The sequence below is a fragment of the Acinetobacter sp. genome, from assembly GCF_049284435.1.
Lineage (GTDB): Bacteria > Pseudomonadota > Gammaproteobacteria > Pseudomonadales > Moraxellaceae > Acinetobacter.
Map to the genome: position 1 here is coordinate 17,741 of NZ_JBAPXX010000152.1, position 12,379 is coordinate 30,119.

The 12,379-nt window shown below is 43.9% G+C and carries 10 protein-coding genes; 6 read left to right on the plus strand and 4 right to left on the minus strand.

Annotated features, from left to right (window positions below):
- The first annotated feature begins 28 nt into the window (after nt 1–28).
- Both WAK81_RS13265 and WAK81_RS13270 read left to right on the plus strand, forming a co-directional pair.
- A complete protein-coding gene (locus tag WAK81_RS13265; protein WP_422197454.1) occupies nt 29–1,831 on the plus strand; it encodes an acyl-CoA dehydrogenase C-terminal domain-containing protein in 1,803 nt (600 codons plus the stop codon).
- A gap of 168 nt (nt 1,832–1,999) precedes the next feature.
- Entirely contained in the window at nt 2,000–3,781 is a 1,782-nt protein-coding gene (locus tag WAK81_RS13270) for an acyl-CoA dehydrogenase C-terminal domain-containing protein (RefSeq protein ID WP_422197456.1), read from the plus strand.
- A gap of 62 nt (nt 3,782–3,843) precedes the next feature.
- On the opposite strand, the gene WAK81_RS13275 is transcribed toward WAK81_RS13270, so the two are convergent.
- Nucleotides 3,844–4,050, minus strand: coding sequence for a hypothetical protein (locus WAK81_RS13275; RefSeq protein WP_422197458.1), 207 nt, complete (start codon nt 4,048–4,050; stop codon nt 3,844–3,846).
- 173 nt (nt 4,051–4,223) lie between these two features.
- On the opposite strand from WAK81_RS13275, the gene WAK81_RS13280 reads away from it, so the two are divergent.
- Nucleotides 4,224–4,721 carry a phosphate-starvation-inducible protein PsiE gene (locus WAK81_RS13280; protein ID WP_422197460.1) on the plus strand — a complete coding sequence of 166 codons (498 nt, stop codon included), beginning with the start codon at nt 4,224–4,226 and terminating at the stop codon, nt 4,719–4,721.
- 174 nt (nt 4,722–4,895) lie between these two features.
- Here the strand turns inward: WAK81_RS13280 and WAK81_RS13285 are convergent, their stop codons facing one another.
- The gene (locus WAK81_RS13285; RefSeq protein ID WP_422197462.1) at nt 4,896–5,348 is read right to left on the minus strand and encodes an RcnB family protein; all 453 of its coding nucleotides are present in this window, start codon (nt 5,346–5,348) and stop codon (nt 4,896–4,898) included.
- Between the two features lie 179 nt (nt 5,349–5,527).
- Here WAK81_RS13285 and WAK81_RS13290 point away from each other — a divergent pair, with 179 nt between their 5' ends.
- Nucleotides 5,528–5,986: a hypothetical protein gene (locus WAK81_RS13290; RefSeq protein WP_004278314.1), complete on the plus strand. Its 459-nt coding sequence runs from the start codon at nt 5,528–5,530 to the stop codon at nt 5,984–5,986.
- Nucleotides 5,987–6,070: 84 nt separating this feature from the next.
- Here the strand turns inward: WAK81_RS13290 and WAK81_RS13295 are convergent, their stop codons facing one another.
- The gene (locus WAK81_RS13295) at nt 6,071–7,534 is read right to left on the minus strand and encodes a phospholipase D-like domain-containing protein (RefSeq protein WP_422197464.1); all 1,464 of its coding nucleotides are present in this window, start codon (nt 7,532–7,534) and stop codon (nt 6,071–6,073) included.
- 106 nt (nt 7,535–7,640) lie between these two features.
- Nucleotides 7,641–9,767, minus strand: coding sequence for a zinc piracy TonB-dependent receptor ZnuD (gene znuD / locus WAK81_RS13300; protein ID WP_422197466.1), 2,127 nt, complete (start codon nt 9,765–9,767; stop codon nt 7,641–7,643).
- A 140-nt stretch (nt 9,768–9,907) separates the two neighbouring features.
- Between znuD and WAK81_RS13305 the strand changes: the two genes are divergently transcribed.
- Entirely contained in the window at nt 9,908–10,672 is a 765-nt protein-coding gene (locus tag WAK81_RS13305; RefSeq protein WP_422197468.1) for a DUF4184 family protein, read from the plus strand.
- A gap of 162 nt (nt 10,673–10,834) precedes the next feature.
- A partial coding sequence (aspS, locus tag WAK81_RS13310) for an aspartate--tRNA ligase (RefSeq protein ID WP_422197470.1) occupies nt 10,835–12,379 on the plus strand: 1,545 nt, incomplete at its 3' end.

Sequence of the window (12,379 nt, forward strand, 5' to 3'; positions counted from 1 at the left end):
TGGTTCAACCAGTATTGAGGAAACCGATATGCCACAATACAAAGCGCCTTTACGTGATATGCAATTTGTGTTGCATGAATTATTAAATGCTGAACAACACTATGCAAATCTCCCTGCATTCCAAGAAAACGTAAGCCGTGAGCTGGTAGATCAGTACTTAGAAGCTGCGGCCGACTTCTGTGAAAACGAATTGTCTCCAATCAACCAGACCGGTGACCGTGAAGGTTGTACTTGGAATGACGGCGTTGTCACGACTCCGACTGGCTTTAAAGAAGCGTACCAAAAATACATCGAACTTGGCTTTCCATCGCTGTCTGCTGAAGAACAATATGGCGGTCAAGCTCTACCTGTTTCTCTAGGAAACGTGATTTCAGAAATGGTAGGTACAGCAAACTGGGCATGGGGCATGTACCCAGGTCTTTCTCATGGTGCCGTACGTACTTTAGAACATCACGGTTCAGATGAACAAAAAGACGCTTACCTGCCTAAACTGGTTTCAGGTGAATGGACGGGTACCATGTGTTTAACCGAATCACATGCAGGTTCTGATTTAGGTATTATTCGCACCAAGGCCGAACCTCAGGCCGACGGTAGTTATGCCATCACTGGCGAGAAAATTTTTATCTCTGCTGGCGAACATGACATGGCAGAAAACATTATCCATATCGTACTTGCTCGCCTGCCAGGTGCACCTAAAGGCACCAAAGGTATTTCTTTATTTATCGTACCGAAGTTCAATGTAAATGCAGATGGCTCTTTAGGAGAGCGTAACGCAGTTCGTTGTGGTTCTATCGAACATAAAATGGGAATTCATGGTAACGCCACCTGTGTGCTAAACTTTCAAAACGCGAAAGGTTTTCTGATTGGTCCTGAAAACCGTGGTCTGAACTGTATGTTTACCTTCATGAACACAGCACGTATTGGTACTGCGGTTCAAGGTCTTGCAGCATCTGAAGGTTCTTTCCAAGGCGCATTGGCTTATGCCAAAGACCGTGTGGCAATGCGTTCACTTTCTGGCCCGAAAGCACCTGAAAAAGAAGCAGATCCAATCATTGTGCATCCTGCGGTACGCAACATGCTGTTGACGCAAAAAGCATTTGCAGAAGGTGGTCGCGCGCTAGTGTATCTGTTGTGTCTACATGCAGATATCGTTGAACAAGCGGCAACAGAAGAGGAACGTAAAGCTTCTGACAACATCTTATCGCTCCTGACTCCAATCGCAAAAGCGTTCTTAACCGAAACAGGTTCAGAGTCTGCAAAACATGGCGTTCAAGTGTTAGGTGGGCATGGTTTTATTTCTGAATATGGTATGGAGCAAATTGTACGTGATACACGCATCTCTACTATTTATGAAGGAACAACCGAGATCCAATCACTTGACTTGTTAGGTCGTAAAGTTTTGGGTACGCAAGGTGCAATGTTGAAAGACTTCACCAAGATTATCCATAAATTTGCTGAAGCGCACAAAGACAATGCTGCAATGAAAGAATTCGTTGAACCATTGGCTGCCTTGAACAAAGAATGGGGCGACCTGACTATGCAAATTGGTATGCGTGCGATGCAAAACCCTGAAGAAGTCGGTGCGGCTGCAGTGGATTACCTGTACTTCTCTGGTTATGTCACTCTAGCTTACCTATGGGCACGTATGGCATTGGTTGCTCAGGAGCAACTGGCTGCTGGCACCACTGAGGTTGATTTCTACAATGCCAAAGTGACGACAGCACGCTTCTACTTCAAGAAAATCCTGCCACGCGTTCGTTCACACGTTGACGTGATCGCGACAGGTGTAGAGCCATTGATGAACCTGGATGCGGAACACTTTGCATTCTAAGTTAGGCTCAGACTAGCTACATCTCAGAAAAAGGACGGTCAATCAACAGGCAGTCCTTTTTCTTTATAAAGCTTTACAGAATTAACCTTTAGTCGTCTAACATTCAGATTTTGAGTGTTTTAGACTGATTAAAACTCATTTAATCAAACAATAAACAGGTGACACATCATGCCAATTTATAACGCGCCACTTGCCGATATGAAATTCATCCTGAACGATGTCTTCAATGCAGAACAGTTCTGGCAGGCCAATGAAAATCTAGCGCATCTGGATGCTGCGACAGCAGAAGCGATTCTTGAAGAAATGGCAAAATTTTCGCAAAACGTCACGCTTCCACTGAACCGCACAGGTGATGAAGAAGGCGCAAAAATTGAAAATGGCAATGTGACCACACCTGCTGGCTTTAAAGAAGCGTTCAAACAATATGCAGAAGGCGGCTGGATTGGTCTGGGCGCAGATATGGAATGGGGCGGCCAGGAAATGCCGAAAATGCTGACGGTACTTTCTGATGAAATGCTGTTTGCGACCAACCCGTCTTTCATGCTGTATCCACTGCTTTCTGTTGGTGCGGGCATGGCGCTGAACAGCTATGCTTCACAAGCACAAAAAGAAACCTATTTACCTAAAATCTATTCGGGTGAATGGTCAGGCACCATGTGCTTAACTGAACCACATGCCGGTACTGATTTGGGTATTATCAAGACCAAAGCTGAACGTAACGAAGACGGCACTTATAGCATCAGCGGCACCAAGATTTTCATCACGGGTGGTGATCATGACCTGGCTGAAAATATTATTCACCTCGTTTTAGCGAAAACCCCAGACGCCCCTGCCGGCTCTCGTGGTATTTCCCTATTCATCGTACCGAAATTTCTGGTGAATGAAGATGGCTCTATTGGCGAGCGCAACCCGGTTGGCCCTGGTTCAATTGAACATAAAATGGGGATCAAAGCATCTGCAACGTGTGTAATGAACTTTGACGGTGCAAAAGGTTACCTGGTTGGTAAAGAAAATGAAGGTCTGGCTGCGATGTTCGTGATGATGAACTACGAACGTCTGTCAATGGGTATCCAAGGCCTAGGAGCTTCTGAATTTGCTTATCAAAATGCTGCGCAATATGCGACAGACCGTTTACAGGGTCGCAGCGCGGCTGGCGTTCAATCACCAAGCAAACCTGCGGACAGTATTCTGGTGCATGGTGATGTACGCCGTATGCTGCTGAATGTACGTGCCAACAATGAAGCTTCACGTGCATTCGCCGTGTATGTAGGTCAACAGCTGGATATCACCAAGTTCTCTACCGATCCTGAAGCGGTGAAAAAAGCCAATGACCGTGTTGCGCTATTAACACCAATCGCGAAAGCGTATTTAACGGATACTGCATTCCAGGCGACATTAGATGCACAAATGGTCTTCGGTGGTCATGGCTATATCCGTGAATGGGGCTTAGAGCAATGTATCCGTGACCTGCGTATTTCCCAGATCTATGAAGGCACCAACGGCGTACAGTCACAAGACTTGATCGGCCGTAAAACCATTAAATGTAGCGGCGAATATATCTCTGAATATATTTCTGAAATCCGTGACTTTGCCAATAGTCTGGATGCAGACCTGAACTTCATTAAAGATGCCACACTGGATGCAGCGACTGAAGTTGAATCAGTGACTCAGTACATTCTGGAAGCAGCAAGAGAAAGTCATGACTTCCCGAATGCGACCGCAGTTGACTATCTGCACGCTGTGGGTCTGTTGAGCTTCTCTTATATGTTCGCGCGCATTACCAATGCAGCGAAAAATAAAGAAGGTGAGTTCTATCAAAATAAACTCGCTCTGGCACGTTATTTTGTACAACGCATTCTGCCTGAACTGGCATTACGCATTACTAAAGTGAAATCAGGTTCTGACGTTATCATGAACTTCTCTGAAGATTATTTCACGACTCAAGCTTAAGCTGAAAATCTGCAATAAAAAACGCCTGCATCAGCAGGCGTTTTTTTATGAAAATGCAACAATTAAATTTTTTGAATCAGCAAGGTATCCGGCTGATTATTGCTTTTCGGATTCAGATGTTTATTCACAATTTTGATATTCCCCTCAGACTCTAAAGACTCGCAGAGTTCTACCACCTTTTGCATATCTTCAGCCTTAATGCCTACGCCGAGGATTAATTTTTTTCCGGCTTCTAATTGGCTAATTTTTGTTTGAATTTTATCTAACACTTTTTTCTCCTATTTATTCAATGTACCACCCATACAATATAGCAATTTAGTCTAAAAAAAGCGCAAAAGTTCAAATAATTTAATCTTTATTTTTCATTCAATCATTCTGTGCATGATCTTTGCACGTTATTCTGCAACTATCTTTATTTCACATGAAAAACCAGGAGGATAATATGTCTAAATCACGTCCGAAAATTGAAAAATTTGAAGCCCTCCTCGACCGTCTTGGTAATCTTGCTGTAGAAAGCTTTCATTATATTGCCCTGTTTATTATTGGCTGTATGGTGATCTGGTCCGCTGGCCATACCGTCATCAACATTCTGACCGTCAAACAGTTCGCCACTATTGACGACATTCTTCTGTTGTTTATTTATCTGGAACTGGGTGCCATGGTCGGCATCTATTTCAAAACCAACCATATGCCAGTACGTTTCCTGATTTATATTGCCATTACTGCACTGACCCGTTTGCTGATTGCGGATATTCAACACACGCATAAAGCCAGTATGGATCTGGTGATTATTACCGGTTCGATTCTGATTCTGGCCTTTGCGATATTAGTGGTGCGCTATGCCTCATGGACTTATCCATCCGTGATTCGTGACAAACATAGTGAAAAGCCATTACCACTCGGCAAAACGCCACGTCCAGAAGATGATGAATTGGCCTAATATTTTTATAGGGAAATTAAAATCCCCTCTCCTTCTAGGAGATGAGTAGCACTGCTACGCAAGGGAGAGGTTTTTTAAAAGAGCGAAATAGTCGCACAAGGATGATATTTCCAGCTCATTTAACTTCCTCTCTTCAACCTTATATCGTTAACCTTTTTCATAGAAAATCCTCAATCAACGATTCGGCACCAGCACATAGCGCCCATTTTCATAGATCCAGTAGCCACCACGCGGTGGTGCAGGCAAGCCGATACGCTGCCAATCGGTAATTACCGTATATCTCGAACTTTCAATCCGGGCAACATTCGGATCACCATTGACCCAGCTATAACTATTCGAATTTTGATAAATGGTGGTCGGTGCCTGATACTGAATATTGAGGCCGCTTTGACTCTGTGCAGGTGGATAGCCCCAATGTGGTGGTCTTTGCGGGTAATGTGGTCTTGGTGGCAGCGGACGTTGCGGATAATGCTGCCGTGGTGGATCATAAGATCGTGGTGCACTGCGATAATTCGGTACGGATCGATCTACACCGCTATAACCTACCCAGGCATTGCCAGCCATACCCTGTGCAGAAGCTCCCAATAGCAATGCAGCGAATATTGCACTCGATAGTACGATTCTCATTTGAGCTTCCTCCGAATAATCTGCTTATATTTTAAACAAAATAGATGCAGAAAATATGGATAAGCTCGTTGGAGCTGCAATTTTTTGTAATGCACTTGCCTATTTTCAATCTGACAGGCGCGTCGGCAGGCTGCTACTTTATGCTAAAATTGCTTTTTTAATGTTTCGAGTTGAATACTGTGTCTGATTTAAATTTCGATCGTTTACATGAATATTTTTCTAAAGTGCCGAGTGTTCAGAAAGAGCGAATTGATAGCTATGGCTCAGATGGCAAACAGGCATGGTGGTTTAAATTTCAGATTAATGTAGATCATCCGCTGGCGTGGCAAACTGTGCAAGAGCTGGGACATGTCCTGAATTATATTTCTAAAAATGAACGTCTTCCGACTCAGTTTCTTCCCGTATCACCTCCACCGTACATGAATGGTGTTGCTAAGGATTTCTTGTCCTGGGTAATCCAGTGTAATCACGCAGATTTCCCGCCAGATGTGGTTTGTGACTGGTTAGAAGCGCGTTTGCCAAATCCGGTCGATGATGAAGCGCAATGGAAAATTAAAACCGATATTTCTGAGCTGGATCAATTAACGGATAAAGAGCTGGATCAGCTGGTTCCACCGAATCCTGAATCAAAAAGCTGATAATAAAAAATCTCCCTAAATCCCTCTTTTTCAAAGAGGGACTTTCCTCCCTTTTAAAAAAGGGAGGTCAGGAGGGATTTAAAATCAAAACGTCGACCAGCCGCTCCATTCCATAAAGCGATACAGCCAATATTTAAAGAACGAATTTTCTGCATATTGCGTATAGTCCACGCTCATAGAACGGCCATTTAGATTTGACCATGCCCCTTCAAAATATTGCTGGGCATCCCTGAAAACTTCAGCCTGAGGCTGACCCACCACGCGCATATTGGTTTCCAGATTATAGTTTTTCAAATTGCGTACTGTAAAATTGGCCGAACCTAAAATCATTTCAGCTTGCTGAGCATTGCGCTTCATCAGTATTTTGCTATGACATTGCTCACCCTGAGTATGACACCAACGTACATTTATACCCGCCTCGCGCAATTCTGAAGCCACCTGCCGGTTTGGAATCCCATTCTTTTCACGGCCAAAGGCATCTTTATTTGGGTCGAGTAAAATCCGGACTTTGACACCGCGTTCATGGGCGGCTATCAGACTTTTGATAATCTTGCGCTCAGACAGATAAAACATCGCCAGATCAATTTGTTCATTGGTTTTCGCCGTCTGAATCAGATTCAGAATCGCATCATAAATGGCTTTTTCAGTCAGCACCTGAGCTTGTGGCTGGCTGCTGTCTGCCTGAAAATCTCCGGCGACAATGGCTGGCATATTCGCTTGTGACATCATGCCCACAGACAGTTCTGTTTTCAGAATATCTACAGCTGTACTGCCCCAAACCAATAAGCCAATATTGGAATGCCGCGAACTGCCATCATGCGGATTCATGGACGTGACCAGTGCTTTCCAGCCTTGATCGGTATCCACCACCATGGTTTTACGATGATTGGCTTTAAAGTTAAACAAATCAAAATAACTACGCAGGGTAATTTTTTCTGTTCCAAATGGATTCGGCAACCAGCCTGTTTCCGGATTATTGCCAATGCCCTGGCAACAGAGATACCAGAAGCCGGACCAGCTTGGATTGGAAGCCCGCAACGGCGTCAGATTGGTTTCAATGATATCAATACCGTGCTGACGCAACTCCCGATACTGCTCGGATCTAATCCCGCCATAAACTGAATTGATCGGATCGGTAATAAACTTGATTTCCACCTCAGGCTGCAGCAGGCGCTTACTGATCAGAGCATCCGTCAGCTGTTGACTCAATGCCTGATGCTCCTTTGTCGAGATCCCAGTTTGCTGATTAAATAAAAACATATCCAGCACAATCAGTGATTTGGCCTCTTCAATCATTTTCAGCATTTCATTAAAAATGCGATGATCCAGATGCTGTTTGCCTTCGGCATCCAGATAGGTCTGATCGGCCAGAAATTTGACTTCGGCATGACGCAGCTTGCCCGTGTAATTCAGACCTTCCGGCAAAGGCTTATACGTGTGGTAGATCGCTGAAGCCAGATAACCTACGGCCAGCATACTGATGATCAAAGTCGCATAACGGTGATTTGACCAGTTCAATTTATTGTGAATTCGTTGAAAGATACGCATAAGAAAAAACCTAACCCAATATACTCAGGCTAGGTTTTATCTTATGATTTTTCAAGTAGATTTCAGTGAGATCTAGATGATTTGGTCGATTATTTCCGTAGACTTTTTAAAAATCGTACTGCACGCCGACGGTAAAGTTGCGACCGACTTGCGGAATATTAGACAGGAAGGAAGTATGTGAATACACCTGATCATCGAGCAGGTTATTGGCCTTGAAATAAACCCGATAAGTATTGTTATCTGCAATGGTATTGACATAGCTTAAGCCCACATTCACCATATTGTAGCCTTGGGTTTCATCTTCATAGCTGGCGATCTTGTCCTGATTAAAGACATGATAATACTCAGCCAAACCTGACCAGCCATCGGCAAAGTCTGCTTCAACTTTTGTGCCTAAACGACCTGCGGGTACACGTGGTGCATTCTCAGCTTCAATCTTGCCACGTACATAGTCCCCAAAGACGCTGAGCTTATACATATCATTGATCTGATAACCGGCTTGTGCTTCTGTACCATAGAATCTGGCTTTGTCTTGGGTATATTGCACGCCACGTAAATTACCTTTCTGCGCTACCGTTTCGCCATAGATATAATCATCAAACCAGTTGTGATACACGTGCACATGGTAATCCAGTTTATCCCCTTCATAATGCAAACCTAATTCGAGATTATTTGAAGTTTCTTTATCGAGATCAGGATTACCGACTTCGTAGGTATTGGTCGCAAAATGCAAGCCATCAGCATAGAGTTCTTGAGCTAAAGGCAAACGCTGCTGATGAGATCCCACTACAGAAAGTTTGTAGTTCGGTGCAAACTCCCAGTTCGCTGCAGCGGATGCAGAGACACCTGTACCTGAATAATCTTTCTGATCCGAATCTACTTTCACTTTTTGATGATCGACACGCGCACCAAGTTCAACATGCACATCGCCAAGTTGCTTATGTTCTAAAGCAAAAAGACTGAATTTGTCAGTTTTTGTGTCCGGCATCACGACACCTGAACCATGAACATGATGTTCTTCATCGTCCTCATCGCCATCTTCATGATGGTCATGCTCTGATGCGGCAAGATTAATTTTTTGCTGTGAAATCTGAGTTCCAATCACCCCTTCCCAGCCTGCAACTGGCACGTGCACCAACTCTAAACGACCGTCATAACCTTTGCTTTTAAAGTTACTGATCACTTCATTTTCTTCAAGTTCATCGTGTTCATAATCGGTAATGCTGGCATGTGCACGTAGTTTTTCAATACCGGAAAAAGGCTGTTCCAGTTCGGTGCGTACTTCATAGCGTTCAGATTTTAAATCTACCCATGGTCCACCATGCTCCTCATGGGCTGGTGCATCTGGGTCAGGTGTTGGACAACCATGAAAATGATCACCATGTAAAACACAACCATGATATTCATGACTATGCCCCGGCAAACCATACTGATCCTGACGGTTGCTATAAGACAGACCAACAAAACCACGATCATGAATCCATGATCCACCAATATTGACTGTCTGCCCTTCAGCAAAAGTATTATCTACACGGCGTTCTTTATGAAAGTGGGAGTGATCTCCATGCGGCTCTTCGACGACATAATCCGGGGCAATATAATCATTGGCTTTACGCTTTGAGCCTTCTACACGCAAAGCAAAGTTTTCACCAATACCTGCTGTCACACCAGCACTTGCCAGTTTTTCGTCACTGCCTGAGTTATAACGTAGACCGACTGTACCTTCCAAACCATCTTCAGGCATTTGAGTCGGGATTTTTTGATCAGTGACATTCACCAACCCACCAACTGTACCGGCACCATAAAGCAACGTAGATGGACCGCGAATCACCTCTACCTGTTTAGCCAGAATCGGATCAACGGTGACAGCATGGTCAGGAGATAAAGTGGATACATCCGCTGTTTCAGAAGCATGTTGTAGCACTTTCACACGTGGACCATCTTGACCACGAATCACCGGACGGCTTGAGCCTGAACCATATTGATTAGAATAAACACCAAGCTCATCTGCCAAGGCATCACCAATGGTGGTGGCGCGTTCAGACAGTGCTTTCTGATCCACGACCTGATCCGCAACCGCGAAATCCGCCGCAGTCTGCACCAATGGATGAGCTTGCACCTGAATAGTGTCCATGGTCTGCACCGGGATAGAAGATGAGGATTGCTCTGCAAATACTGTAGGCGCAACTACAGCAAAAATTGACAATGTTATTAGATTCTTAGGGAAGGACATGACCAAAGCTCAAATTCAGTAATCTGGATGAATGTTATAATATAACATTTCATTGTTTTTGCAATCCTTTACGATACTCAGTGCTATATTTTATTAGAATGTCCTTTGAATATTTTTGATTACATTAAAACATTATCTTTATGCCCTTTACCTTATCGCATGCTGTGCTTGCTCCACCTATTTCATATTTGACTGGGAATAGACTACCTGTTGCTGCGCTGGCAATTGGGAGCATGGTTCCCGATCTGCATCGTCTGTTTACTCATACTAATTCTAATATTACCCATTTATGGTCTTCACTGATTCATCCGGATCTTTGGATCGGTCTGGCTTTTTGTGCCGTCTGGTACCTGATTTACCGGCCCGTGATTTACCGTTTCATCGGTATTCAGCATGATTTAAATATTCACAATATCCTTTCAGCACTAAAATTCATTCTGGTGATGTGTCTGGCACTCATCATTGGTACAGCCACCCATTTAATCTGGGATGGACTGACCCACGTCGATTTTCGAACTTTTGCCTTTCATGATTTTTTAGCCCAACAGTTTCAGCTATTTGGCAACAGTTATCCTTTGCATCGGATTTTACAGATTGGAACCTCAGTGATTGTCTTGCCTTTTATCCTGTGGATGAGCCTGCATTATTATAAAACTCATCAGCAATATCTTGCAGTCAGCCTGAAAATCAAATCGTTTGCCTGGGGCTTATTGCTGCTTTCCATATTTACTGGCTTATTTTCTGTCTGGGATTATACGCGCTATATTTCTACGGAAGTCTGGCAATCGGACCTCTATTATTTTACTGGTCGCTCGATCAATGAATTTAGCCAAGGCTTTTTGATCACGTTCAGTCTGGGCTGTTTATTGTTTTTATTTTTAGACAGAGATCGCAGGATGGGTTAAACAAAGCACTGGCTTTTCCCCTATTCACTTTAAAATGATATTGTTTTTGACCCAAGTTCTTGTGACAACATGCCCAAAGAGGCATAATCCTACCTTTACTCAAAGCGGTACGCTGTTTACGTATTCGCTGACCTTAACCCATATAGTTGGATTTCTAACGCTATGATGCGAACTCATTACTGCGGTTCTTTAACCGAAGCTCAAATTGACCAAACCGTAACATTATGCGGTTGGGTACACCGTCGCCGTGACCACGGTGGTGTAATCTTCCTTGACATGCGTGACCGTGATGGTCTTGTTCAAGTGGTTATTGACCCAGATACTCCTGAAGCATTCGCAACTGCTGATAAAGTACGTTCAGAATTTGTATTAAAAATTACAGGCCGTGTACGTCGCCGTTATGAAGGCACAGAAAATGCCAATATGGTGAGCGGTCAAATCGAAGTCTTGGGTAAAGAAATTGAAGTTCTTGCTCAGTCTGAAACTCCGCCATTCCCTTTGAATGACGAAAACACCAATATTTCTGAAGAAATTCGTTTGAAATACCGTTTCCTGGACATCCGTCGTCCAGAAATGCTAGATCGTTTACGCTTCCGTTCTAAGTTAACCAACCTGATTCGTAACTACTTCGAAGACAATGGTTTCCTAGACGTTGAAACTCCGATCTTAACTCGTGCAACGCCTGAAGGTGCGCGTGACTATTTAGTGCCTAGCCGTGTATCTAACGGTAGCTTCTATGCACTGCCACAATCTCCACAGCTATTCAAACAATTGTTGATGGTGGGCGGTATCGATCGTTACTACCAAATCGCGAAATGTTTCCGTGATGAAGACTTGCGTGCGGATCGTCAGCCAGAATTCACCCAAATCGACGTTGAAACATCGTTCATGAGTGACGATGACATTATGGATTTGATGGAAACTTTAACGATCAAGATGTTCAAAGAACTTCTAAACGTAGAGTTTGATAAATTCCCACGCATGACCTACAACGATGCAATGCGTGACTATGCATCTGACAAACCAGATATGCGTATTCCTTTGAAACTGGTTGACGTTGCAGACTTGATGCAAGACGTTGAGTTCAAAGTATTCGCAGGCCCTGCTAAAGATCCTAAAGGTCGTATCGTTGCGCTTCGCGTACCGGGTGCTGGCTCACTGCCACGTAGTGCAATTGATGAATACACCAAGTTTGTCGGCATCTACGGTGCACGCGGTTTGGCTTACATCAAAGTCAACGAACTTGAAAAAGGTATCGAAGGTCTTCAATCTCCAATCGTGAAATTCATCGAGCCAATCGTGCTTGATCTATTGAAACGTGTTGGCGCTGAAAATGGCGACATCGTATTCTTCGGTGCAGACAAAGCGAAAGTTGTTAACGATGCCATGGGCGCGCTTCGTGTGAAGATCGGTCATGACCTTAAATTATCAACTTGTGAGTGGGCACCACTTTGGGTGGTTGATTTCCCAATGTTCGAAGAAACTGATGATGGCAAATGGACGTCTGTTCACCACCCATTCACGCTTCCAAAATCTAGCGTAGAAGAAGTGAAGAACAACCCAGGTGCTGCATTGTCCGTGGCTTACGATATGGTATTGAACGGTACTGAAATCGGTGGTGGTTCACTACGTATTCACAACCTTGAAATGCAAAAAGCGATCTTTGAAGCGCTTGGTATTGGTGAAGAAGAAGCAGAAGAGAAATTC

What these genes read in the sequence shown, in the direction of transcription:
- WAK81_RS13265 (WP_422197454.1), top strand. Translation starts at nt 29, where the DNA reads ATGCCACAATACAAAGCGCCTTTACGTGATATGCAATTTGTGTTGCAT.
- WAK81_RS13270 (WP_422197456.1), top strand. Translation starts at nt 2,000, where the DNA reads ATGCCAATTTATAACGCGCCACTTGCCGATATGAAATTCATCCTGAAC.
- WAK81_RS13280 (WP_422197460.1), top strand. Translation starts at nt 4,224, where the DNA reads ATGTCTAAATCACGTCCGAAAATTGAAAAATTTGAAGCCCTCCTCGAC.
- WAK81_RS13285 (WP_422197462.1), bottom strand. Translation starts at nt 5,348, where the DNA reads ATGAGAATCGTACTATCGAGTGCAATATTCGCTGCATTGCTATTGGGA.
- WAK81_RS13295 (WP_422197464.1), bottom strand. Translation starts at nt 7,534, where the DNA reads ATGCGTATCTTTCAACGAATTCACAATAAATTGAACTGGTCAAATCAC.
- znuD (WP_422197466.1), bottom strand. Translation starts at nt 9,767, where the DNA reads ATGTCCTTCCCTAAGAATCTAATAACATTGTCAATTTTTGCTGTAGTT.
- WAK81_RS13305 (WP_422197468.1), top strand. Translation starts at nt 9,908, where the DNA reads ATGCCCTTTACCTTATCGCATGCTGTGCTTGCTCCACCTATTTCATAT.